Below are 22,399 nucleotides of genomic sequence, written 5' to 3'. Positions count from 1 at the left end.
GAAGCAGCCCGGAGTTGCCTCCGTCCCGACCGGCCGGTCTGAATTTTAGGCAGACGCCGGAAACCCGGTCAGAATCCGGCCGCGGCGCCGTCGCTGCGCGGATCCGTGGCACCTTCCAGCACGCCATCCGCATGCCGAACAATGGCGCCGGCATGACCCATGGTGCCGGTATAGGCGCCGAGCATTTCCACATCGTGACCGGCGGCCTTCAGTTCGGCGACCAGGGCCGGATCGAAGCGGCTTTCCAGCTTGAGCGTCACGCTGTTCTCGCCCCAGGTCTTGCCGAGCAGCCAGCGCGGTGCAGTAACTGCGGCCTGCAGGCCCTGGCCGAACATGGCATAGCGACTGAACAGCGCCGACTGGGTCTGCGGCTGGCCCTCGCCGCCCATGGTGCCGTAGACCATCATGCGGCCGTCATCGAAGCGCGCCATGGCCGGGTTGAGGGTGTGGAAGGGCATGCGGCCGGGGGCCAGCAAACGCGGGCCCCCATTCTGCTTTTCTGGGCCTTCGAGCAGGAAGCTGGAGCCGCGGTTCTGCCAGTTGATGCCGGTTTCATCCAGCACGCAGCCCGAACCGAATTCGAAATAGATCGACTGGATGAAGCTGACCGCGACGCCATTGCCGTCAATCGCGCCCATCCAGGTGGTGTCGCCGCCCGAAGCCGGCTGCGGCCAGGGCAGCGCCTTGCGGCGGTCGATCCTGGCCGCGAGCGCATCGAGCATGGCAGGTTCGAGATATTTCTGCGGCGGCTCCGGCATCGCCTCGGGATCGCCGATGATGCGGTCGCGTACCAGAAAGGCCTGCTTGGTGGCCTCGACCAGACCATGGATATGGGCAAAGTCTTCGGCCTCGGTCACGCCCAGTCGCTCAAACAGTGCCAGGATCATCAGCGAGGACAGGCCCTGCGTCGGCGGCGGGAAATTGAACAGCCTTGCCGCCTTGAGCGCGACGCTGAGCGGGGCGACACGGCGGGCCTGGTGGCGCGCGAGATCGTCGGCCGTCACCGGGCTGCCGGCCCTGGCCAGATCGGCCGCAATCTTCTTGGCCAGAGCGCCGCGATAGAAATCCTCGGTGCCGGCCGCGCCAATGGCCTTCAGCGTCGCGCCGAGCGCAGGCAGCGTCATGACGCTGCGCTCGGCCGGCGGCGCACCATTGGGCAGAAAACGCGCGGCAAAGCCCGGCGCATCCTTCAGCTCGGGCATCTTCTCGGTGGTCAGGTCATGCTGGCTCTGGGTGACGGCAAAGCCGTGTTCGGCATGCCAGACCGCCTCGGACACCAGACGCGACAGCGGCAGCCGGCCGCCGAGTTCCGCGCTCAGCTTCATGGCCTCGCCCCAGCCGCTCACCGTGGCGGCCACGGTATTGGCCGCTAACGGCCCGCGCCAGGGAATGCTGCCGAGGCCTTTCGATTTATACAGCTCCGGCGTGGCCGCCATCGCAGCGCGACCGCAGGCCTCGACCGCGACAGGCTCCTGCCCGGGCGCCGCGATCAGCCAGAAGCCGTCGCCGCCGATGCCGGTCATATGCGGATAGACCACCGTGAGGCATGCGGCCATCGCCACCGTCGCCTCGATGGCATTGCCGCCCTCGCGCAGCACGGCGAGGCCGGCTTCGGCAGCCAGATGATGCGGGGCGGTGACCATGCCCCGACGGGCGCGCGGTGTATTCAGCATGGCTCGTCTTTACGACAAGGCCGAAACGGATGCCAGCCCCGGCTCATCAGCCCCATTCACCAGCCAATGGCGCGTGGCAGCCAGGTGGCGATGCCGGGCATGTAAAACAGGATCACGACGGCAGCGACCTGCAGGCCGATGAACGGCACCACGCCTTTGTAAATATCCATGGTCGTCACCTGCGGCGGCGCCACGCCGCGCAGGTAGAACAGCGCCCAGCCGAACGGCGGCGTGAGGAATGACGTCTGCATGTTCATGGCAATCAGGGTGGCGACCCAGACAAGGTCGACATTCGCCGCCTGCAGTACCGGCAGGAACAGCGGCACGACGATGTAGCTGATCTCGATCCATTCGATGAAGAAACCGAGGATGAAGATCAGGATCATCATGAACCACAGCACGCCCTCGATGCCGCCGGGAACCAGTTTGAAGAAGTCATGCACCAGCTGTTCGCCCTGCAGACCACGGAAGGCGAGTGCAAACACCTGCGCGCAGATCAGGATGAACATCATCGACGCCGTGATCCGCCCGGTGGCGTAGACGGTTTCCTTCAGCATGGCCCAGTTGAAGCGGCCGGCGATGGCCGCCACCAGGATGCTGCCGAGCGCGCCCATTGAGGCGGCTTCGGTGGGTGCGGCAATGCCGCCGATGATCGAACCGAGCACTGCCAGAACGAGCGCAATCGGCGGCAGGCCGACCTTGAAGGTCTTGCGCAGCAGCTCCTGCCGCGTCATGGCAAAGCGTTCTTCGGCGGGGATCGGCGGCACCATATCGGGCCGCACCATGCCGAGCACGATCATGAAGATGCAGAAGATACCGGCCAGCAACAAGCCGGGCAGCACGGCGGCGGCGAACAGCGTGCCGACCGACTGGCCGAGGATATCGGCCAGCAGGATGATCAGGGTGCTGGGCGGGATGATCTGACCCAGCGTGCCGGAGGCGCAGATGGTGCCGCAGGCGATGCTTTTGTTATAGCCGCGCCGCAGCAGGGTGGGCAGCGTGAGCAGGCCCAAAGTCACGATGGTGGCGCCGACGATGCCGGTGGTGGCGCCCATCAGTACACCGACCAGCACGATGCCGATGCCCATGCCGCCGCGCAGACCGCCGGCAAGATGGCCGATCACCTCCATCAGTTCATCGGCGATGCGGGATTTTTCCAGCATCATGCCCATGAAGACGAACAGCGGAATGGCGATCAGCGTGTAATTCGCTGTCACGCCGTAGATGCGCGCCGGCAGCAGGTTGAACAGCAGCGATCCGAAGCCGAGCCAGCCGAAGAAAAAGCCGCTGATCGCCAGGGTCAGGGCGACCGGAATGCCAAGCGCGAGCAGGACAAAGAAGGACGCGATACAGGACAGCGCCAGGATTTCATTCAGCGGCATGTTCAAACGGCTTGTCGGGTTGCGCTTCGGGCGGAATGCTGCCGCCGCAGAAAGGAATCAGGGCGCGCAGGGTCGCGGCAAGACTCTGCACCAGCAGCAGGAGGAAGCCCGCTGGAATCATCGCCTTGAGCAGGAAGCGATAGGGCAACCCGCCGGGATCGGGCGATGTCTCGCCGATCAGGTAGGACTGCATCACATAGCCTATGCTGAGCTTGATGATGATGACGGAGAAAGCAACCGCGACCAGGCAGGACACCACTTCCAGCGCCTGCTTGGTGCGCGGTGAAAAGCGGCCGTAGAGGATATCGACCCGCACATGGCCTTCATGCTTGATCGCATAGGCGATGCAGAGTAGCGAGACCGGCGCCATCAGATGCCATTCGAGTTCCTGCATCGCCACCGAGCCGGTGTGGAACAGGTAGCGCAGCAGGACATTGAAGGCCATCACCAGAACCAGCGCAAAGCCGGCCCAGGATGCGAACCGCCCGCTATGCTCGACCACCAGATCGAGCATGCGGGCGGCGGACTCCAGACGCAAAGCCAGCATGGAAAATATTATGCCTTGGTGAGCTGGCCGCGAATCTGCGTCTGATAGACCGACTCAGAGATACCGGCCCATTTGTCGTGGTTGGCCTTGAAGGCCATGAAAGCATCATGCACCTTCTTGATCGAGGCATCCTTGGCCGCACCTTCGTTCAGCACGGTCTCGGTGACTTCCTTCAGCCTGGCGACGATCTGCGGCGGCAGCGGCTGCGCCGTGACACCCTGGTTCTTCACCAGATCGTCCAGCGCCTCGGCATTGGTCGCTTCGCACCAGGTATGACTGATGGTGTTGCAGGCGGCGGCGGCGGCGCGCACGATTTCCTGCAGGTCGGGCGGCAGCGAATCCCAGGCCTTCTTGTTGACGATCAGCTCAGTGACGTTGGAGGGCTCATGCCAGCCGGTGGTGTAATAGAACTTCGCCGCCTTGTGCAGACCGAGGCGACGGTCTTGATACGGGCCGACGAATTCGGCCGCATCGATCACGCCGCGCTCCAGGGCTGGGAAGATTTCGCCACCCGGCAGCAGCTTCACATCGACGCCGAGCGCAGCATAGACCTTGCCCGCCAGACCCGGGATGCGCATCTTCAGGCCCTTGTAATCCTCGATGCCGGTGATCGGCTTGCGATACCAGCCGGTCATCTGCACGCCGGTATTGCCCATCGCCATCGGCACTAGATCGAAGGGCGCATACAGCTCTTCCCACAGCTTCTGGCCGCCGCCGTGATACAGCCAGGCGGTCATGCCCTGGAAATTCAGGCCGAACGGCACGGTGGTGAAATACTGCGCGGCGGGAATCTTGCCGGCCCAGAAATAGCTGTTGGCCGCATTCATCTCGACGATGCCCTTGGACACCGCATCGAAGCCTTCCAGTGCGGGAATCAGTTCGCCGGCGGCGAAATGCTGGATGGTCAGGCGACCGCCCGACATCTTCTTCACCATCTCGCAGAAATCGGTCGGACTGCCCGGACCGGCGACATAGAAAGGCGAGCCGGGGCCATAGGCGTTGGTCATCTTCCACTGGAAGGTCTTGCCCTGCGCCGTGGCGATATTCGGCCTGGCGAAGGTGGCGGCGGCGGCACCGCCGATCAGACCGGCCTTGACGAAGGAACGACGTTTCATGGCATACCTCATGGGTCCGAGTGGTGCCGAAGCGACTGCTGCGCTTCGGCGAAAGACCTGCTCAGGTATGCAATCGATATGCCACTGCGTATACGTTGCCTCGAAATTGGTACGCCGTTGTTTTTGTGCCGCGTTACCCATGCAAAGTGAACCAATCCGGCAGGGCCGCAATAGGTTCCGGCATCGGCTTGCCGCTTATCTCGGCAGATGCACAGAATGCCGCGCGGCAACGCCGCCCGTCAGAGCTGATCGAGGCCGTGGTGCTCCAGCAGATCGATCAGCAGCCGGGCCGAACGCAGCCGATGGGCGCGAATCAGTTTCACCGCCGCCTCGGCATCGCGCCGGCGCAGGGCGGCAACCAGCGCGGCATGCTCTTCATTCGAGGCCACCGGCTTGGGCCGCAGCCGCAAGGTCGCCATGCGTGCACGGTGCGACTGCTCGCGGATGGTTTCCACCATCAGGATCAGGCGCTGATTGCACGACATCTCGACCAACCGGCGATGAAACCGCGCATCGCCTTCGGCCCACAGCGCCAGGTCGTCGCGCGCCAGCGCCGCCGTCGTCTCGGCCAGCAGGCCGTCCAGTTCGGCCGTCTCGGCCGGCTGCAGGCCGCGCCGTGCGATGATATCGGCAGCCGTGGCTTCCAGGCCGGCGAGCAGGTCGTAGATATCACGAAGATCGGCAATGGCGATCGGCAGGACACGCATGCCATGGCGCGGCCGCACCTCGACCATGCCTTCCTGCGCCAGCCGGATCAGCGCCTCGCGCACCGGTGTGCGGCTCATGCCGAGCCATTCGGCGGCCTGCTGCTCCAGCGCCTGGGTGCCGGGCGGTAGTTCGTTGTCGAGAATGCGACGCTTGAGCTCGTCATAGGCGCGGCGTGTCTGCGAGCGGCGCACGCCGCCGTTCATGGCATCTGCTGTGATGGCAGCCGTATTCATGACCCTGCAATCCGTGACTGTTTCCCCCGATCTGCGCCGCCGCCCTTATCCGTGCGGTCGCCGCATTGCGGGCAGGATAGCGGAAGCCCGCCGCGGCGGGGCGCAAAATCTGCGTAATATTGCTGCTGCCTCAGCCGGCTGGCCTGGACATATAGACCACCGGCAGTTCGGCCTTGCCGGCCGGCATCAGGCCCTGTGCCTCGGCGCGGTAGCCCAGCGCGGCATACAGCGGCACGGCGTTGATATTGGCACGCACATACAGATTCGGATAACCGGCAGTCGCAGCGGCCTGCTCGGCCGCGCGCACCAGGGCGGTGGCGAGGCCGCGCCGGGCCCAGCCGGGATGCACGAACACCTTGCGGATGCGGGCCGTGTGCGGACGATCCTCCAGGGCCAGCCAGCCGGCGGTGGCGATCAGGCCGTCCTCGCCATGGCGGGCCAGGATCAGGTGGGAGCGGGCGAGATCGGCGGCGTAATCCGGTGCCGCGATCAGGGCTTCATGGGCGGCGATCTGGCTTTCATCGTGATGGCCGGCGGCCAACTGTCGGAAAGCCAGCGCATGCAGCGCCCGCACCGCCGCCAGGGTATCGGGGCTATAGGTGTGCAATGTGACGGAAGCAGGCAAGGACATGAAACACCCTCCGGAACCAGAGCCTAGAAAGCCGCGTTTTCACAGGCAACCATTGCCGGCGCGCCGCATTGGCGCCGCAATGGTTTGTCTGGATGCCTGTATGAAACGTGCAATCCTCGCCTTTACCGCCCTCGCACTGCTTGCCGGCTGTGCCGGGCAAAACACGCCCGACCGCATCGTGCTGACCCGACAGAGCCGGGAATCGCAGGATTGGGGCCGCTTCCTGCCCGATATATACAGCGGCCTCACCGCCTGCCTGGCGGCCCATCCGGTGCAGCCGGCCTATGCCACCGATGCGGTACCGCAGAATCACGGCATGATTCTGGTGCGGCTGCGCGGCGCCGATCACAGCCTGTATGAATGCAGCACCGGCACGACCGGCCATCCGGCGCCGACACTGACGGCGGCCACGCCACAGCGCGTGCGCGGCCCGGCTTTCACGCCGGCCAGCATGCCCGAACCCTACATGCGGTGCGGCACGCCGCAGCCGGTACTGAGCGGCACCGGCCGACTGCTCGGCTGGCTGACCTATTTCACGCCAGACTGCCCGCCGCCGAATGCGGCGGCGGAGACCGGCTGGCGAGCCTTCGGCAACGAGCCGTTCTGGAGCCTGCGCATCAGCGGCGACAATGTGATCTTCGATCGGCTCGGCGAGCTGCCGCAGAGCTATCGCCTGCAGCAGCCGAGCATCGCAAGCAACCGTCAAACCTGGGTGCTGGATGGCGAAAACGGCCAGCTGGACGTCACGATCAGCACGCAGGACTGCGGCGACACCATGGCGAGCCGGAATTATCCCTATACTGCGGAAGTGCGGTTGCAGGACCGTCTTTATCGCGGCTGCGCCGAGAAGACCATCGCTATTCCATAAGGAATGCCCATATCCCCTTGACCTCCCGGCACATCTGCGGCACCCCTGCGGCATGAACGCCGCCGAACTGGAAAAGCGCCTGCTCTATCGCGACGGCCTGATGCTGGTGATCGACAAACCGGCCGGGTTGCCGGTGCATGCCGGGCCCGGCGGCGGCGACAACCTGGAACGGCATCTGAACTGGCTGCGCTTCGGCCTGCCCAAGGCGCCGTCGCTGGCGCACCGGCTCGACCGCGACACCTCGGGCTGCCTGGTACTCGGCCGGCACCCGAAGGCGTTGCGCAAGCTGGGCAAGCTGTTCCAGGACGGCAAGGTGGACAAGACCTACTGGGCGGTGACACGCCATGCGCCGGCACAGAGCGAGGGCCGCGTCGACGCGCCCCTGAAGAAGCTCAGCACCAAAACCGGCGGCTGGCATATGGCGATTGCCGAAGACGGCCAGCATGCCGTGACCGATTATCGCGTGCTGGGCAAGGCGGCTGACGGCAGCTGCTGGATCGAATGCCATCCGCGCACCGGCCGCACGCACCAGATCCGCGTGCACCTCGCCTCGCTCGGCGCGCCTCTGCTGGGTGATGCGCAATATGGCGATGCGGCGCTGGAAAAGCCGCTGACCCTGCATCTGCACAGCCGTGCGATTGTGCTGCCGCTGTATCCGTCGCGCGCCGCCGTCAGCGTGACGGCCGAACCGCCGGCACATATGCAGGCGGTCCTGCAGGCCTGCGGCTGGGTGCCGGCGTCAAACCCTGAGCGCCAGCTTGATGCCGTAGCCGATGGCGGCAACGGTCAGCACGCCGCCCGCCCATAGGGCGACGAACCACAGCACTCTCTGCCAGACGGGCTTGTGTTCAGTGGTAGTGGGCATGGGGATCGACCTTGCCGCGGAACACGTAATAGGCATAGGCGGTATAGGCCAGGATAATCGGCAGCAGGATCACTGCGCCGACCAGCAAGAAGCCGAGCGAAACATCGGGTGCCGCCGCGTCGTAGAAGGTGATCGAGGGCGGCACCATCAGTGGCCAGAAACTGATGCCGAGCCCGATGTAAGACAGCACGAACAGCGCCAGTGCCGAAAGAAACGGCTGCATCGGCCGGCTGTAATCATGCAGGCCACGCCACAGCGCGCCGGCCGCGACCAGCACCAGGATCGGCATCGGTGCAGTGAGCGCGATATTCGGCCAGGTGAACCACCTGCTGAGGAACTGCTCGCCGAGGAATGGCGTCCACAGGCTGACCAGGCCGATCAGCACCACCAGCGCGATGCTGAGCTTGCGCCCGAGATCGTAGCAGCGGTTCTGGATGTCCCCCTCGGTCTTGATCACCAGCCAGCAGGCGCCAAGCAGGCAGTAGCCGACCACCACGGCAATGCCGGTGAGGATACTGAAGGGCGTGAGCCAGTCCCACCAGCCGCCGGCATAGGCGCGATCGGCCACCCTGATGCCCTGGATCAGGCCGCCGAGCGCAATGCCCTGCATGAAGCTGGCCGCCAGCGAGCCGAGTGTGAAGCTCCAGTCCCAGACCGGCTTCCAGCGCACCGTGCGCCAGCGGAATTCGAAGGCGACGCCACGGAAGATCAGACCGAGCAGCATGATCGTGATCGGCATGTAGAGCGCGGGCAGGATGATGGCGTAGGCCAGCGGAAATGCCGCCAGCAGGCCGCCGCCGCCGAGCACCAGCCAGGTTTCGTTGCCGTCCCACACGGGCGCCACCGAATTCATCAGCACGTCGCGCTCGCGTTCTTTTTTAAACAGCGGGAACAGCATGCCGATGCCGAGATCGAAACCATCCAATACCACATAGGCGAGTACGGCAAACGCAATCAGCCCGGCCCAGATCAGCGGAAGATCGAGTGTCATGGCCTGTCTCCGTGCTGCATGGCGGGTCCTGGCACGATGCCGGCACTGCGCAGGGGGGCATTGGCGATGGGTTCATCCGGTGCCGCACCCGGCACCTTGCCCATCAGGCGCAGCAGGTAGAACACCCCGGCGCCGAAGACGATGAAATAGACGATGATGAAGGCGATCAGCGACGCCGAGACCCCGGGCAGACCGATCGGGGACACGGAATCGACCGTACGCAGCAGGCCATAGATCGTATAGGGCTGACGACCGACCTCGGTGGTGACCCAGCCGGCCAGCACGGCAACGAAGCCGCTCGGCCCCATCAGCAATGCCGCGCGATGCAGCCAGGCGTTTCTGTAAATATGTCCGCCGAAGCGCATCACCAGGCTGATCAGGCCCAGCGCCGCCATCAGCACGCCCAGGCCGACCATGATGCGAAAGCTCCAGAACACCACCGGCGTGGGTGGCCAGTCCTCGCGCGGAAAGGCCTTCAGGCCCTTCAGTTCGCCCTCCCAGTCATGAGTCAGGATCAGGCTACCGAGTTTCGGGATGCCGATGGCGTATTTGGTTTCGCCCGCCTCGTTGTCGGGCAGGCCGAACAGATAGAGCGGTGCGCCGCGGATACTTTCTTCGTAATGGCCTTCCATCGCGGCGATCTTGGCCGGCTGATGCTGCAGCGTGTTCAGCCCGTGGAAGTCACCGGCGACGATCTGGATCGGCGCCACGATGGCGGCCATCCACATCGCCATCGAGAACATCACCCGGGCCGGTGTGTTGGTTTTGTCTTTCAACAGGTGCCAGGCACCGACGGCGCCGACCACGAAGGCGGTGGTGAGATAGGCTGCCAGTACCATATGCACCAGCCGGTAGGGGAAGGACGGATTGAAGATCACCGTCCACCAGTCTTCCGGCACGAACTGGCCATTCGGCGCGATCGCATAGCCGGCCGGCGTCTGCATCCAGCTGTTCACGGCAAGAATCCAGAAGGCTGAGATGAAGGTGCCGAAGGCGACCATGGCGGTGGCGAAGAAATGCAGCCCCCTGCCGACGCGCTTCATGCCGAACAGCATCACGCCGAGGAAGCCGGCCTCAAGGAAAAAGGCCGACATCACCTCGTAACCCATCAGCGGGCCGATCACCGGTCCGGCCTTGTCGGAAAACACCGCCCAGTTGGTGCCGAACTGGTAGCTCATCACGATGCCCGACACGACGCCCATACCGAAGGTGACGGCGAAAATCTTCACCCAGAATTTGAAGACCTGCATGTAGACATCGCGGCCAGTGGCGAGCCACAGCACCTCGAGCACGGCCAGATAGCTGGCCAGTCCGATGGTGAAGGCCGGAAAGATAATATGGAACGAGACTGTGAAGGCGAACTGCAACCGGGCCAGAAAGACGGGATCGAGCAGGGCTTGCATCGGCAGATCCTCCGCGGACATGCTAAGGCCGTTTCGGACGGCTACCAAAGAAAACCGTGCAGCCTTGCTGCGGTCAATGCGATGCTGCAGGCGCGAATTGCCGCAGCCGCTCTGCCCTCCAATCATGCGAGCCTTGCAGGCTTCGCAGGACTGGCGATACTGGCAGTCTGCTATAACTTTCGCTCCCGTCTCTCGTTCTCCGCTTCGCGCCAGCCGGTTGTCATGCTGATTCCCCTGATTGTTGCCTGCGCGCTGTTCATGGAGAACCTCGATTCCAGTGTGCTGGCCACGGCCCTGCCCAGCATTGCCGCCTCGCTGGGCGAAAGCCCGCTCAAGCTCAACCTGGCGATCACCTCTTATCTGTTCAGCCTTGCGGTGTTCATCCCGGTCAGCGGCTGGGTGGCCGACCGCTTCGGCGCCCGCACTGTCTTCCGCGCCGCCATCATCGTCTTCACCATTGGTTCCCTGCTCTGCGGCCTGGCCGATTCCTTCTGGACCCTGGTCGGCGCCCGCGTGCTGCAGGGTCTGGGCGGCGCCATGATGGTGCCGGTCGGCCGCATGGTGATTCTGCGCTCGACCGCGAAATCGGATCTGGTGCGCGCGATGGCCTGGCTCACCGTGCCGGCACTGATCGGTCCGGTGATCGGGCCGCCGGTGGGCGGTTTCCTCACCACCTATCTGTCCTGGCGCTGGATCTTCTGGATCAACCTGCCGATCGGCGTGCTCGGTGTCATCCTGGTGACGCTTTACATCCCCAATATCCGCGAGCAGCAGGTGCCGCCGCTCGACTGGCGCGGTTTCCTGATGTCGGCCTTCGGCCTGTGCGGCCTGGTCTTCGGCTTCGAGACCATCGGCCGCGGCCTGCTGCCTGATGCCGCCGTGGCCGGCCTGCTCATTATCGGCGCTATTGGCATCGGACTTTACCTGCGCCATGCCCGGCGGCATCCACATCCGCTGATCGATCTGTCGCTGCTGAAGGTGCCGACTTTCCGTGCCGGCATGAGCGGTGCCTTCCTGTTCCGTATCGGCGTTGGCGCCCTGCCTTTCCTGCTGCCACTGATGCTGCAGCTCGGCTTCGGCCTGTCGGCTTTCGAATCCGGCATGATCACCTTCGTTTCGGCGGCCGGTGCGCTGACCATGAAGATGGCGGCGGGGCCGATCCTGCGCCGCTTCGGCTTTCGCCGCGTGCTGATCGGCAATGCAGTTCTGTGTGGGCTTTTCATCGCCGTCTGCGGCCTGTTCCGCCCTGACACACCGCATGCCGTGATGCTTGGCCTGCTGCTGTTCGGCGGTTTTTTCCGTTCGCTGCAATTCACCAGCACCAACACGCTGACGATCGCCGATATCCCTAACGAGCGCATGAGCCGCGCTACCAGCTTCACCTCGATGATGCAGCAGCTGTCATTGTCAGTCGGCGTGGCGGTTGGCGCCATGGTGCTGCATGCCACGGTCAGCTTCAGCGGCGGTGTCGAGCAGATCAGGGCCGACAGTTTCATGCCGGCCTTCTTCACCGTCGGCATCACGGCCATGCTGTCGACCATCATCTTCTGGCGCCTGCCGGCCGATGCCGGCGCCGAGGTCAGCGGTCATCATCTGGTGGCGCCGACCCAGCGACTCAGTCAGGGCACGCCGCCCCAGCCCGACGATCTTGGGCGGGATGATTCCAGGCGCTAGCCATGTCCGGGATCGATTTCACCCTTCTTGCCATGGCCGCGCGCGGCCTGGCCACCGCCGGCTTCGTCGGCGGTGTGGTGGCGCTGATGGAGCGCAGCTCGCCCTTCATCGGTGGCATCGTGCTGGCGCTGCCGATCGTCACCGCGCCGGCCTATCTGTTTATCATCCTGCATCACGAGCCCGTCTTCGTGGCACAGGCTGCCCTCGGCAGCCTGGCCACCCTCGGCGCCGTGCTGCTGTTTCTCGTCTGCGTGATCGCCCTGGTCGGCCGCGCGCCGATGCCACTGGCGCTGCTGGGCGGCCTCACGGCCTGGTTCGCCACCGGACTGCTGATCCGCAGCCTCCCCGCGGCGCTGTGGATCTCGCTCGGCATCCTGGCCGCGACCGGCCTTATTGCCTGGCTGGCCGCGCGCCGCGTGCCGATGACGGCGCCGGCGGCACGCGGCCGCTCGCCCTGGAGTGAGATCGTGCTGCGCGGCGCCACTGCCGGACTGCTGGTGGCGGCGGTAAGCGGGCTGGCGCATCTGCTCGGACCGACTGTGGCTGGCATCTTCGCCTCCTTCCCGGTGGCCCTGCTCACTGTCTGCTGGTTTATCCCGCGCCGGCTGGAAGACGCCGGCATCCGCGCTGCATTGCGCGCCACCGAGATCGGCCTAGTCAGCCATATGCCGTTTTTCCTCAGCCTCGCGCTGCTGGGCACCGAGATCGGCGCGCTGTTGGCCTTCACACTTGGCATCACGGGATCACTCGGCATCGCGGTGACGCTGGCGCTGCTGCGCCGGCGCCACCTGCGAAAGACAGTTTAAATCGCACCACCATTGGCACGCAGCAGCTGGCCGTTGATCCAGCCGCCCGCTTGGCTGACCAGGAAGTCGACCACACTGGCGATATCATCCGGCTGGCCGAGCCGCTCCAGCGGCGGGATTTTCGCCAGCTGCGCGACGCGCTCCTCGCTCTTGCCGGCGAAGAACAGCTCGGTCGCCACCGGGCCTGGCGCCACCGTGTTCACCGTGATCTGCCGTCCGCGCAGTTCATGCGCCAGAAAGCGCGACAGCGTTTCGACGGCGGCCTTGCTGGCGGCATAAACGCCGTAGCCCGGCAGGTTCATCGCCAGCACGCTGGACGACAGCGTGACGATGCGGCCGCCATCGCGCAGGCGTTTCGCAGCCAGCTGCATCAGGTTGAACACGCCCTTCACGTTGACGGCAAATGTTCGGTCGAAATCGGCCTCTGCCGTCTCACCGATTTTCGGCAAACGGGCATCCAGCACGCCGGCATTGGCGACCAGCACATCGACCGCGCCGAAGGTTTTCTCGGCGGCATCGAACAGCGCGGTCATAGCGGCGGAATCGGCCACATCGCCTTTCACGGCGATGGCGCGGCCGCCGGCTTCGGCAATCTTCAGCGCCAGCTTCTCGGCTTCGTCGGCGCGGCTGGCATAGTTGATCACCACGGCATGGCCGCTGGCGGCGAGCTTTTCTGAGATCGCAGCGCCAATGCCGCGCGACCCGCCGGTGACGATCGCAACACGATGAGACGTAGTCATGGGAAGGCTCCTGAATCAGTGGGTCGGACACCTTCGATATGCGCCTTAGAGTAAATGGAATAAATAACCAATTATTGCCATTATTATTCAATTATTATAAACAATAGATATGGACCGCTTTCACGCCATGCGGCTGTTCACCCGCATCGTCGAGCTGGGCAGCTTTACGGCTGCCGCCGACGACCTGCAGTTGCCGCGCGCCACCGTCACCCATGCGATCAAGCAGCTGGAGGCCAGGCTGCAGGCCCGGCTGCTGGAGCGCACCACCCGCAGCGTGCGCACCACGCTGGACGGCGAGGCCTATTACCAGCGCTGCACCAGGCTGCTGGCCGACCTGGACGAAACCGAATCCGTGTTCCAGCAGGCCGGCGGCAGCCCGCGCGGCACCCTGCGTGTCGCCCTGCAGGGCACCGTGGCGCGCCGCTTCATCATCCCGGCCCTGCCGGATTTTTTCGCCCGCCATCCGGAGCTGCGGCTCGAACTCGGTTTCGGCGACCGGCCGGTCGACCTGATCCGCGAGGGCGTCGACTGCGCGCTCCGCAGCGGGCCATTGCCGGATTCCAGCCTGGTGGCGCGGCGCATCACTCAGATGCAGCAGGTGACCGTGGCCAGTGCCGATTACCTGGCCCGCCATGGCGAACCCCGACATCCCGACGAACTGCATCGCGGCAACCACAAGACTCCCCACTGGGCGGTCAGCTACATGTCGATGGCGACCGGGCGGCATGAATCGCTGGATTTCACCATCGATGGCGAGAACCGCGTCGTTATGCTGCCGAACCTGGTGGCGGTGAACGACGCCGATGCCTATGCCGCCGCCTGCCTGGCCGGCCTCGGCATCATCCAGTTGCCGCGGTACCATGTCATGGAGCATCTGCAGAGCGGTCGCCTGCGCGAAATCCTGCAGCCCTGGCGGCCGGCACCGATGCCGGTTTCCGCCGTCTATCCGGCGCACCGCCAGCTCTCGGCCCGGGTGCGCGTCTTCGTCGAATTCCTGGCCGAAACCTTCCGCAGGGCCGAAGCGGACGGGCGCCTTTAACCCTTCGTGTTAACCCGGCGGGAATGGCGTCCCCGCGACCGCCATGCTAATCCAGCGGCCCGCAACACCCCCCCATTCCACGCGACTTTACCGGACTATCTGGCATGAACCCGATTTTCGCCGACGCGCCCACCACCATCTTCGAGACCATGTCGCGGCTTGCCGGCCAGCATGATGCGATCAATCTCGGCCAGGGCTTTCCCGACGATCCGGGGCCGGAAGACGTGCGCGCCAAGGCGGCGCAGGCCGTGCTTTCGGGCTGGAACCAGTATCCGCCGATGATGGGCCTGCCCGAACTGCGCCAGGCGGTGGCCGAGCATTACAGGCGGTTCCACCGGCTCGACCTCGACTGGCAGAGCGAGGTGATGATCACCTCGGGCGCCACCGAGGCGCTGGCCGACAGCCTGCTGGCGCTGATCGAGCCGGGCGACGAGGTCGTGCTGTTCCAGCCGATGTATGACGCCTATCTGCCGCTGGTGAAGCGCGCCGGCGGCGTGCCGAAATTCGTCACCCTGCGCCCGCCGCACTGGCGTATCGACGAGGCCGCGTTGCAGGCCGCCTTCTCGCCGAAGACCCGCGCGGTGATCTTCAACAACCCGCTGAATCCGACGGCCAGCGTGTTCCCACGCGAAGACCTCGACCTGCTCGGCCGCTATCTGGTGAAGCACAATGCCATCGCGATCTGCGACGAGGTCTGGGAGCATGTGCTGTTCGACGGCCTGCAGCACCAGCCGCTGATTGCGCTGCCCGGTTTGCGCGAGCGCTGCATCAAGATCGGCTCGGCCGGCAAGATTTTCTCGCTGACCGGTTGGAAGGTCGGCTTCGTCTGCGCCGCGCCGGCGATCATGAAGGTGCTGGCCAAGGCGCATCAGTATGTCACCTTCACCACGCCGCCGAACCTGCAGGCCGCGGTGGCCTATGGCCTGGAAAAGAGCGACGACTATTTCCTCGGCATGCGCCAGGATCTGCAGACCGCGCGCGACCGTTTCGCCAAGGGTCTGACCGAGGCCGGCCTGACCGTGCTGCCGAGCCGGGCGACCTATTTCCTCAATGTCGATCTGTCGACGATTGCGAACGACATCGACGATGCCGCCTTCTGCCTGCGCATGGTGGAACAGGCGAAAGTGGCGGCGATTCCGGTCAGCGCGTTTTACAGCGAGGACCAGGTGCGCAGCGTGGTGCGCTTCTGCTTCGCCAAGACCACCGACAAGCTGGATGGCGCGGTGGAGCGTATCGCGAAGTTCGTGAAGCGGGGCTGATTGCTCGAATCCGCCATGCTCGGGCTTAGCCCGAGCATCCACGAGTTCTTTTAAAAGCAAAACGTGGATGCCACGGCCAAGCCGTGGCATGACGGTTCTGTAATAACCGCTTAAGCCGCCGCCTTCTGCAGCGCACCGATATTGCGCAGCGTCGCCGCACAGGCCACCGCCACCTCGCGGCCCTTGACCTTGAAATGGTCGCGGAAGAAAGCGCGATGCTCGTCATGCTCATGGAAATGATGCGGTGTCAGCACGCAACTGAGCACCGGCACTTCGGTGTCCAGCTGCACCTGCATCAGGCCGTCGATCACCGCCGCCGACACGAAGTCATGGCGATAGATGCCGCCATTGACCACGAAGCCGGCGGCGACGATGGCATGATAGCGGCCGGTTTTCGCCAGCAGCTTGGCCTGCAGCGGAATTTCGAATACGCCGGGCAGCTCGAAACGCTCGATGCTGCCCTGCCGCAGCCCGGCCCTGGCCATTTCGGGGAGAAACGCCTCCCAGGCTTCATCAACGATGTCGCGATGCCAGCAGGCCTGGATGAAGGCGACGCGCCTGGCATCCTTACCAGTCGCATCGAGACTGATATCGGCAGCACGGAAATCGGGGGAGAAAGTAGGTTCTAGGCGCTGATTCATGGTGGCGTCCTTTCCTGCCATCAGAATCAGGGCGCACGGTACCGGCGACACGCGACAGGCACACGACAGGCGTCGCATGCCAGCAGCATGGTCCTTCACCGCTCTCTTCCATCCGGACTGTAACCGTCGGCTTCGGCCTTGCACCGAATCTGCTGGACCCTGCCGACCGCATGAAAGCCGGGAGGCGCTCGCGGGCTCGCATGGGGAGATCATCCCGCATGCATACCGCCGGTGGGGACTTTCACCCCGCCCTGAGAACGTGACCGCCGGACCATCCGGCGACCTGACACCATGCATAGGACGGGAGCGCCCGTCCGGCAAGCAGGCGATTGCTGCGATACAAGATTGCCGTTACGTCAGCCGGGGCGTCACCGGACAGCCTTGAGCACCAACTCGCGCGGCGTATCGACGCCCCGTGCCCGCCCACGCAGATACTGTGGCGCGACATGCACCTCGCCCTGCAGCGCATCGGCCGCCCGCCAGGCCCAGTAGGGATCGTTGAGCAGGCCACGCGCCATTGCCACCAGATCGGCCCTGCCTTCCTTGACGATGGCTTCGGCCTGCTGGGATTCGGTGATCATGCCGACCGCCATGGTGACGATGCCAGTGGCTTTTTTCACGGCTTCGGCGAAATGCACCTGATAGCCTGGCCCGGTGGTGATCTTCTGCCTGGCCGAGACGCCGCCTGAGCTGACATCGACGAAATCGGCGCCGAGCTCCTTCAGCCGCGCGGCAAACCGGATCGCATCGGCGATTTCCAGGCCTTCATTCGGCATCCAGTCGCTGCCAGTGATGCGCATGCCGAGCGGCTTGTGCTTCGGCCAGACCGCGCGCAACGCCTCGAACACCTCGAGCGGGAAGCGCATGCGGTTTTCCAGGTTGCCGCCATAACCGTCCGTGCGCCTGTTAGAGATCGGCGACACGAACTGGTGAAACAGGTAGCCATGCGCGCCGTGCAACTCGATCAGATCGACCCCGGCACGGTCGGCGCGCTGAGCCGCTACGACGAAGTCGCGCTTCACCTCGGCCAGGCCCTCGTCATCCAGTTCGGCCGGAATATGCCAGCCGGCATCATGCGGGATGGCACTCGGCGCCACGGTGGGCCAGGCCAGCGGACCCTGCAGGGCCAGACCGCCGCGCCAAGGCAGGTCGGCCGAGGCCTTGCGGCCGGCATGCGCCAGCTGGATGCCGAAGGGCGTGGGGCCAAACTGCTTCACATCGGCAGCGATCTCGCCGAAAGCGGCTTCCTGCACGGCATTATACAGGCCGAGGCAGCCCGGCGTGATGCGGGCGCGGGCATTCACATGGGTTGCTTCTGCAATGATGAGACCAAGTCCGGCCGTGGCGTAGCGACCGAGATGGATGCGGTGCCAGTTATTCGGCACGCCGTCGATGGCGCTGTACTGGCACATCGGCGACAGCACGATGCGATTGGGCAGCGTCACCGAGCGGAGCTGCAGCGGTTCGAACAAAGCGGACATGGGCGGGATATCTTCGGGCTGGGTTGCGGATGCCGGGTCAGGATGGCGCAGTCATGGCCAAGGTCAAGGCCCCGCCCCTGATTGGGTCTGAATTGGTTCCCATTGGTCCACTCGCCAGCGGTTCGTTATTTCTTGGTCTGGCTCCAGCCGTAATTGAAGCTGATCGAAATGCGCTCCCGCAGCGTGAAACTCGGCGGCACCTCGTGGCGCAGCCAGCTTTCGAACAACACGACCTGCCCGGCCTTCGGCTTCACGCTGAAATGCAGGCGCTCGCGCGGCGGCAGGTCGTCGCGCCGGGGCGGCGCCGCCATCAGGCGGTCAAGCCGCGGGTCCTCGAACTTGATCGCCGCCGCGCCGCGCGGCACCTGCACATAGTAAGTCCCGCTGATGAAACTGAGCGGATGCAGATGCAGGCTGTGCGTCACCGCGCCGGCCATCATGTTGACCCAGCAGTCGGTCATCGAAAGCTTGCGGCCGCGCAGGTCGTAGCCCAGCGCCAGCGCATAAGCCTTCACTTGCGGATCGAGCGCCTTTTCCAACACTGCAAATGTTGTTGAGATGCGATGCATCTGGTCATGGCTGCCATAAGACGTATAGCCGCCGGGATAATTCCTGGCGCTCCAGCGCTGGCCGGTGGTATCGGCCAGACGGAGCGACTCGCAAACATCGATGAGATCGCGGTTGAAGCTGTCCAGGCCACGCTTTTTCAGCAGGGCGACTTCGATGCGGGTGGGAAACAGACTGAGCATCGGCATCAGAACAGCTCGAAATACTCGCGATGTTCCCAGTCGCTGACGTCCAGCAGGAAACGCGCGATCTCGGCCTGCTTGATATGCAGGAAGTAATCGACAAAGGTGTCGCCGAAGCCGGCGCGATAGCAGGCGCTGTCTTTCAGCGCTGCCAGTGCCGCCTCCAGCGAACGCGGCAAAGCCGGTGCCGGTGTCTCGTAAGGCGTATCGGCTGATGGCGGCGGCTCGGCCTGCTTCGCCATGCCGTCCATGCCGGCGAGCAGCTGCGACGCCATGTAGAGATAGGGATTGGCGGCGGGCTCGCCCAGCCGGTTTTCGATGCGGCTGGCCGGATCGCCCTTGGCGCCCAGAACGCGACACATCACGCCGCGATTATCCTTGCCCCAGATGGCACGGTCGGGCGCCAGCGAATAGGGGCGGTAACGCCGATAGGCATTGATGGTGGGTGCCGCGAAAGCCGCCGAGGCCGGCGCATGTTCGAGCAGGCCGGCGAGGAAGTACCGGCCGAGCTGTGACAGCGGCTGGCCGTCCTCGGTGGGGATGAAGGCGTTCTTCTGCGTCTTGCGATCGACCAACGACTGATGCAGGTGCCAGCCGGACGAGAAGATGTTCGGCAGCTTGGGCCGGCACATGAAGGTGACATGGTGGCCATGGCGGCGCGCGATCTGCTTGGCGGCCGAGCGGAACAGCACCATGGTGTCGGCGGACTCCATATTGGTGCCGGGGCGGAAGGTGAATTCCGCCTGGCTCGGACCGAATTCCACTTCCATCGAGCGCAGCGGCAGGCCGAGTGCCTGGATATCCTTGCGCAGGATTTCATAGATCTCGTCATACTGATCGTAACGCAGCTCGGTGAGATAGTTGTAGCCCTGCGTCAGCAGGCTGACCTCCGGCGGATTGCCGGGCTGGCCGGCATCCTCGGGCCGCATCTTCGCGTCTTCCACCTTGAAAACGTGGAATTCGACCTCCAGGCCGGCGACATAGTCGTAGCCGGCGTCATTCACGCGCTTCAGCGCATCGCGATAGAGCTGGCGCGTCGAGAAGGGCACCGGACGGCCATCGGCGAAATAGAGGTCGCAGAGCAGCCAGCCGGTATGCGGCGCCCAGGGCAATACTTTGAAGGTTGTCGGATCGGCCACCATCAGCACATCGGCGGCGCCCTGCATCTCAGGCAGGCCGAAACCGCCGCCCTTGGTGAAGACCGGGAAGACCGTGCGATGCGAGGTGTCTTTCGCCAGCAGCGTCGTCGTGAAGCCGACGCCGCTGTGCATGGCGCTGCCGAGTTCCTCGGCCACCACCGTCTTGCCGCGCAGGATGCCGTGCTGGTCGGCAAACGAGAAGCGGATCACACCGAGGCCACGCTCGGCGACCTCCTTCTCCACGGCTTTGGCAGCCTTGTGCTGCTCCGGCGTCCACAGGCCGTGCTGGTCGACGAAACGCTCCACGAAAATCCCCCGAAGAAAGCTGGCGTCTTATTCAGCCGCGAGAGGCGCAGGGGCCTGCCACGGAGCGGCCTGGCGTTTGCGCGCATCGGCCTCGCGCCAGTATGCCCGCCACGTAGCCGTCGGGGCAATGCCGTCGATGGTGACCGGGCCGCGAATGGCGCGAGCGGCGGTTTCATCCAGCACCATCAGCGGCGGTTCGTTGCCGCTTTCCGCCTGGTCGATCGCCTTCATCAGCATGGAGCGGTAGTTGATGATCGCCTTATCGGTGCTGCCGAGATGCTCACGGGTACGATCCTGGATCGGCCCCTGGCTTTCCACCGCCCACTGGTCATGCACGTTGATGTCGTTGCCCATGCCGGTATAGGTCTGGGTTTTCTGTTCCATCGCGTTGAAGCCGTAGTCGTTCGACTTGTTCAGGCGCGGGATGTAGTCGGGCAGCGTATAGAGCTGCAGCCGCTGCTCGCGCATCTGCTGCTTGTTCACCGGCCCGGAAAAGCTGGTGAAAATGGCAAACCAGTAGCAGTTCACGTCATCCACCGGCATATGCCACTGGGTGATGGTCATCTCGGCAGACAAGGGAATATTAAAGGCCTGCGGGAAGAGAAGATTCGTCACGCGCACATGCGTGTTCTTGTCATTGATCTCGCGTAGCGCGATCAGCCGCATGCCGTAATCGGTGCGCTCGACCTCGATGCTGGGCCGCTCGAATTCGCGCAGCACGCGGGTCATCGGCATGTCTGAATCGGCCGAATTGGCGCGGAATTGCCGGCCGTAATTGGCATTAGGGTCTTCGTCCTCGAAGAAGCGGTGCAGGAAAGAGGCATGCGCCGGATCGATGCCGACTTCGAGTGCCTGCAGCCAGTTGCAGGCCATATGGCCCTTGAAGGCAAAGACATGACTGTCGGGCGCAACGAAACAGTCGAGATCGGGAAACGCCGGCGGCTCGCCTTCGCCCAAGTAGGCAAACAGGATGCCGCTGCGCAGCTGCACCGGATAGCTCTTCTGCTTGATGCGCTGACACAGCTTGCTGCCTTCAGGCTCGGCTGGCATCTGCAGGCAGTTGCCCTTCACATCGAACAGCCAGCCATGGAAAGGACAGCGCAGGCCACCATCTTCGGGCCGGCCGAAGGCAAGATCGGCGCCCCGATGCGGGCAGTCACGATCCAGCATGCCGTAGCGGCCCTGCTCGTCGCGGAACAGCACGAAATCCTGGCCCATCAGCTTGACCGGACGGACCGGACGCAGATCGTCCAGTTCCTCGATCAGCGCAACCGGCTGCCAGTAGCGGCGCAGCAGCTTGCCGGCCGGCTGGCCCGGGCCGACCCGGGTCATGCGCATATTCTGATCGTGCGTGGTCATGGCTGGTCCCTCGTCATTCCGTCTTGACGGGCCCTCCCACAGGCCCGAGAATGTCCGACTAGCGAACATATGTGCGATTTTACTGCTGTCGGTTGCTAACAGCAAGACCATAGTGAGGCCTCGACATGACCCGCCTGCGCGATTCCGATGCCGAAAAGCGCCAGCAGAGCGGCCGCAGCCCGGATTTCCTCGAGGCGCTGGCGCGGGGCCTGAGCGTGCTGACCGCCTTCGACGGCAGCCGGCCGCAAATGACGCTGAGCGATGTGGCGCGCAACGTGGATCTGCCGCGCGCCACCGTGCGCCGCGCGCTGTATACACTGGAGCAGCTCGGCTATCTGGAGAGCGATGACCGCCTGTTCCGTCTCACCCCGCAGGTGATGGGGCTGGCCGGCGCCTATCTTGGTTCTGCGGGTAACGCTGCCGCATTGCAGACTGCCTGCGATGCACTGTGCCACGAACTCGACGAGGCCTGCTCGGCCGCCGTACTGGCTGGCGAACATGCCGTGATGGTGGCACATGCCTCGCCGCCGCGTTTCCAGTCTTCCGCGCCGGGCATCGGCTTCCGCGTGCCGGCCTTCTGCTCGGCGCTCGGCCGCGTGCTGCTGGCCGCTGCCGGCGCGGAGCCCGCCGGCGTCCAGGCCCTGACACCGAAAACCGTGACCGATCCGGTCGAACTGAAAGCCATCCTCGCCCGGGTGGCGAAAGACGGCTACGCGCTGTCGGATCAGGAAGCCGAACTGGGTTTCCGTTCGCTGGCCGTGCCGGTGCGGCGGTTCGACGGTCGCGTGGT

General features: G+C 64.7%; 21 protein-coding genes and 1 riboswitch. Of the genes, 7 read left to right on the top strand and 14 right to left on the bottom strand.

Annotated elements, in window-relative coordinates; translation table 11 throughout:
- Nucleotides 1-68 precede the first annotated feature (68 nt).
- The 6 genes from OJJ21_RS01570 to OJJ21_RS01545 form a co-directional block, all read right to left on the bottom strand.
- The gene (locus OJJ21_RS01570) at nucleotides 69-1,673 is read right to left on the bottom strand and encodes a gamma-glutamyltransferase family protein (RefSeq protein WP_297682620.1); all 1,605 of its coding nucleotides are present in this window, start codon (nucleotides 1,671-1,673) and stop codon (nucleotides 69-71) included.
- Between the two features lie 56 nt (nucleotides 1,674-1,729).
- Nucleotides 1,730-3,055, bottom strand: coding sequence for a TRAP transporter large permease subunit (locus OJJ21_RS01565; RefSeq protein ID WP_297682619.1), 1,326 nt, complete (start codon nucleotides 3,053-3,055; stop codon nucleotides 1,730-1,732).
- Complete coding sequence (locus OJJ21_RS01560; protein ID WP_297682618.1) at nucleotides 3,042-3,602, bottom strand: TRAP transporter small permease subunit; 561 nt, start codon at nucleotides 3,600-3,602, stop codon at nucleotides 3,042-3,044. Before OJJ21_RS01560 ends, OJJ21_RS01565 begins: the two co-directional genes overlap by 14 nt.
- Before the next feature lie 8 nt (nucleotides 3,603-3,610).
- A complete protein-coding gene (locus OJJ21_RS01555; RefSeq protein WP_297682617.1) occupies nucleotides 3,611-4,717 on the bottom strand; it encodes a TRAP transporter substrate-binding protein in 1,107 nt (368 codons plus the stop codon).
- Nucleotides 4,718-4,956: 239 nt separating this feature from the next.
- Nucleotides 4,957-5,658 (bottom strand): GntR family transcriptional regulator, encoded by a 702-nt coding sequence (locus tag OJJ21_RS01550; protein ID WP_297682616.1) that lies wholly within the window; start codon nucleotides 5,656-5,658, stop codon nucleotides 4,957-4,959.
- 130 nt (nucleotides 5,659-5,788) lie between these two features.
- The gene (locus tag OJJ21_RS01545; protein WP_297682615.1) at nucleotides 5,789-6,289 is read right to left on the bottom strand and encodes a GNAT family N-acetyltransferase; all 501 of its coding nucleotides are present in this window, start codon (nucleotides 6,287-6,289) and stop codon (nucleotides 5,789-5,791) included.
- Between the two features lie 100 nt (nucleotides 6,290-6,389).
- Here OJJ21_RS01545 and OJJ21_RS01540 point away from each other — a divergent pair, with 100 nt between their 5' ends.
- The gene (locus tag OJJ21_RS01540; RefSeq protein WP_297682614.1) at nucleotides 6,390-7,157 is read left to right on the top strand and encodes a hypothetical protein; all 768 of its coding nucleotides are present in this window, start codon (nucleotides 6,390-6,392) and stop codon (nucleotides 7,155-7,157) included.
- Between the two features lie 52 nt (nucleotides 7,158-7,209).
- The gene (locus tag OJJ21_RS01535; protein WP_297682613.1) at nucleotides 7,210-7,965 is read left to right on the top strand and encodes an RluA family pseudouridine synthase; all 756 of its coding nucleotides are present in this window, start codon (nucleotides 7,210-7,212) and stop codon (nucleotides 7,963-7,965) included.
- Nucleotides 7,966-8,005: 40 nt separating this feature from the next.
- On the opposite strand, the gene cydB is transcribed toward OJJ21_RS01535, so the two are convergent.
- Nucleotides 8,006-9,013: a cytochrome d ubiquinol oxidase subunit II gene (gene cydB / locus OJJ21_RS01530; RefSeq protein ID WP_297682612.1), complete on the bottom strand. Its 1,008-nt coding sequence runs from the start codon at nucleotides 9,011-9,013 to the stop codon at nucleotides 8,006-8,008.
- Nucleotides 9,010-10,416: a cytochrome ubiquinol oxidase subunit I gene (locus OJJ21_RS01525; protein ID WP_297682611.1), complete on the bottom strand. Its 1,407-nt coding sequence runs from the start codon at nucleotides 10,414-10,416 to the stop codon at nucleotides 9,010-9,012. The genes cydB and OJJ21_RS01525 overlap by 4 nt, the downstream gene beginning before the upstream one ends.
- Nucleotides 10,417-10,638: 222 nt before the next feature.
- Between OJJ21_RS01525 and OJJ21_RS01520 the strand changes: the two genes are divergently transcribed.
- Entirely contained in the window at nucleotides 10,639-12,090 is a 1,452-nt protein-coding gene (locus tag OJJ21_RS01520; protein ID WP_297682610.1) for a DHA2 family efflux MFS transporter permease subunit, read from the top strand.
- Between the two features lie 2 nt (nucleotides 12,091-12,092).
- On the top strand, nucleotides 12,093-12,896 hold the full coding sequence (locus OJJ21_RS01515) for a hypothetical protein (RefSeq protein WP_297682609.1): 804 nt from the start codon (nucleotides 12,093-12,095) through the stop codon (nucleotides 12,894-12,896).
- Here the strand turns inward: OJJ21_RS01515 and OJJ21_RS01510 are convergent.
- A complete protein-coding gene (locus OJJ21_RS01510) occupies nucleotides 12,893-13,636 on the bottom strand; it encodes an SDR family oxidoreductase (RefSeq protein WP_297682608.1) in 744 nt (247 codons plus the stop codon). The genes OJJ21_RS01515 and OJJ21_RS01510 overlap by 4 nt on opposite strands.
- A 109-nt stretch (nucleotides 13,637-13,745) precedes the next feature.
- Between OJJ21_RS01510 and OJJ21_RS01505 the strand changes: the two genes are divergently transcribed.
- Both OJJ21_RS01505 and OJJ21_RS01500 read left to right on the top strand, forming a co-directional pair.
- Entirely contained in the window at nucleotides 13,746-14,675 is a 930-nt protein-coding gene (locus tag OJJ21_RS01505; RefSeq protein WP_297682607.1) for a LysR family transcriptional regulator, read from the top strand.
- A gap of 104 nt (nucleotides 14,676-14,779) precedes the next feature.
- Nucleotides 14,780-15,934: an aminotransferase gene (locus tag OJJ21_RS01500; protein WP_297682606.1), complete on the top strand. Its 1,155-nt coding sequence runs from the start codon at nucleotides 14,780-14,782 to the stop codon at nucleotides 15,932-15,934.
- A 110-nt stretch (nucleotides 15,935-16,044) separates the two neighbouring features.
- On the opposite strand, the gene OJJ21_RS01495 is transcribed toward OJJ21_RS01500, so the two are convergent.
- The 5 genes from OJJ21_RS01495 to OJJ21_RS01475 form a co-directional block, all read right to left on the bottom strand.
- Nucleotides 16,045-16,575 carry a 6,7-dimethyl-8-ribityllumazine synthase gene (locus OJJ21_RS01495; RefSeq protein WP_297682605.1) on the bottom strand — a complete coding sequence of 177 codons (531 nt, stop codon included), beginning with the start codon at nucleotides 16,573-16,575 and terminating at the stop codon, nucleotides 16,045-16,047.
- A gap of 96 nt (nucleotides 16,576-16,671) precedes the next feature.
- Nucleotides 16,672-16,838: riboswitch (FMN riboswitch) on the bottom strand.
- 105 nt (nucleotides 16,839-16,943) lie between these two features.
- Entirely contained in the window at nucleotides 16,944-18,056 is a 1,113-nt protein-coding gene (locus OJJ21_RS01490; protein WP_297682604.1) for an NADH:flavin oxidoreductase/NADH oxidase, read from the bottom strand.
- 125 nt (nucleotides 18,057-18,181) lie between these two features.
- Nucleotides 18,182-18,811 carry a TIGR02466 family protein gene (locus OJJ21_RS01485; protein WP_297682603.1) on the bottom strand — a complete coding sequence of 210 codons (630 nt, stop codon included), beginning with the start codon at nucleotides 18,809-18,811 and terminating at the stop codon, nucleotides 18,182-18,184.
- The gene (locus OJJ21_RS01480; protein ID WP_297682602.1) at nucleotides 18,811-20,250 is read right to left on the bottom strand and encodes a glutamine synthetase family protein; all 1,440 of its coding nucleotides are present in this window, start codon (nucleotides 20,248-20,250) and stop codon (nucleotides 18,811-18,813) included. Before OJJ21_RS01480 ends, OJJ21_RS01485 begins: the two co-directional genes overlap by 1 nt.
- Before the next feature lie 27 nt (nucleotides 20,251-20,277).
- Nucleotides 20,278-21,609 carry an aromatic ring-hydroxylating dioxygenase subunit alpha gene (locus OJJ21_RS01475; protein ID WP_297682601.1) on the bottom strand — a complete coding sequence of 444 codons (1,332 nt, stop codon included), beginning with the start codon at nucleotides 21,607-21,609 and terminating at the stop codon, nucleotides 20,278-20,280.
- Nucleotides 21,610-21,734: 125 nt separating this feature from the next.
- On the opposite strand from OJJ21_RS01475, the gene OJJ21_RS01470 reads away from it, so the two are divergent.
- Nucleotides 21,735-22,399, top strand: a 665-nt coding sequence (locus tag OJJ21_RS01470; protein WP_297682600.1) for a helix-turn-helix domain-containing protein, incomplete at its 3' end; no start/stop codon positions are given.

The organism is Ferrovibrio sp. (assembly GCF_025869515.1).
GTDB lineage: Bacteria > Pseudomonadota > Alphaproteobacteria > Ferrovibrionales > Ferrovibrionaceae > Ferrovibrio.
Note: the sequence above shows the minus strand (reverse complement) of the source record. Positions and strands in the feature narration are given on the sequence as shown.

Excerpts from the sequence above, each read along its gene's own strand:
- OJJ21_RS01570 (WP_297682620.1), bottom strand. The coding sequence starts at position 1,673 with ATGCTGAATACACCGCGCGCCCGTCGGGGCATGGTCACCGCCCCGCAT.
- OJJ21_RS01565 (WP_297682619.1), bottom strand. The coding sequence starts at position 3,055 with ATGCCGCTGAATGAAATCCTGGCGCTGTCCTGTATCGCGTCCTTCTTT.
- OJJ21_RS01560 (WP_297682618.1), bottom strand. The coding sequence starts at position 3,602 with ATGCTGGCTTTGCGTCTGGAGTCCGCCGCCCGCATGCTCGATCTGGTG.
- OJJ21_RS01555 (WP_297682617.1), bottom strand. The coding sequence starts at position 4,717 with ATGAAACGTCGTTCCTTCGTCAAGGCCGGTCTGATCGGCGGTGCCGCC.
- OJJ21_RS01550 (WP_297682616.1), bottom strand. The coding sequence starts at position 5,658 with ATGAATACGGCTGCCATCACAGCAGATGCCATGAACGGCGGCGTGCGC.
- OJJ21_RS01545 (WP_297682615.1), bottom strand. The coding sequence starts at position 6,289 with ATGTCCTTGCCTGCTTCCGTCACATTGCACACCTATAGCCCCGATACC.
- OJJ21_RS01540 (WP_297682614.1), top strand. The coding sequence starts at position 6,390 with ATGAAACGTGCAATCCTCGCCTTTACCGCCCTCGCACTGCTTGCCGGC.
- OJJ21_RS01535 (WP_297682613.1), top strand. The coding sequence starts at position 7,210 with ATGAACGCCGCCGAACTGGAAAAGCGCCTGCTCTATCGCGACGGCCTG.
- cydB (WP_297682612.1), bottom strand. The coding sequence starts at position 9,013 with ATGACACTCGATCTTCCGCTGATCTGGGCCGGGCTGATTGCGTTTGCC.
- OJJ21_RS01525 (WP_297682611.1), bottom strand. The coding sequence starts at position 10,416 with ATGCAAGCCCTGCTCGATCCCGTCTTTCTGGCCCGGTTGCAGTTCGCC.
- OJJ21_RS01520 (WP_297682610.1), top strand. The coding sequence starts at position 10,639 with ATGCTGATTCCCCTGATTGTTGCCTGCGCGCTGTTCATGGAGAACCTC.
- OJJ21_RS01515 (WP_297682609.1), top strand. The coding sequence starts at position 12,093 with ATGTCCGGGATCGATTTCACCCTTCTTGCCATGGCCGCGCGCGGCCTG.
- OJJ21_RS01510 (WP_297682608.1), bottom strand. The coding sequence starts at position 13,636 with ATGACTACGTCTCATCGTGTTGCGATCGTCACCGGCGGGTCGCGCGGC.
- OJJ21_RS01505 (WP_297682607.1), top strand. The coding sequence starts at position 13,746 with ATGGACCGCTTTCACGCCATGCGGCTGTTCACCCGCATCGTCGAGCTG.
- OJJ21_RS01500 (WP_297682606.1), top strand. The coding sequence starts at position 14,780 with ATGAACCCGATTTTCGCCGACGCGCCCACCACCATCTTCGAGACCATG.
- OJJ21_RS01495 (WP_297682605.1), bottom strand. The coding sequence starts at position 16,575 with ATGAATCAGCGCCTAGAACCTACTTTCTCCCCCGATTTCCGTGCTGCC.
- OJJ21_RS01490 (WP_297682604.1), bottom strand. The coding sequence starts at position 18,056 with ATGTCCGCTTTGTTCGAACCGCTGCAGCTCCGCTCGGTGACGCTGCCC.
- OJJ21_RS01485 (WP_297682603.1), bottom strand. The coding sequence starts at position 18,811 with ATGCCGATGCTCAGTCTGTTTCCCACCCGCATCGAAGTCGCCCTGCTG.
- OJJ21_RS01475 (WP_297682601.1), bottom strand. The coding sequence starts at position 21,609 with ATGACCACGCACGATCAGAATATGCGCATGACCCGGGTCGGCCCGGGC.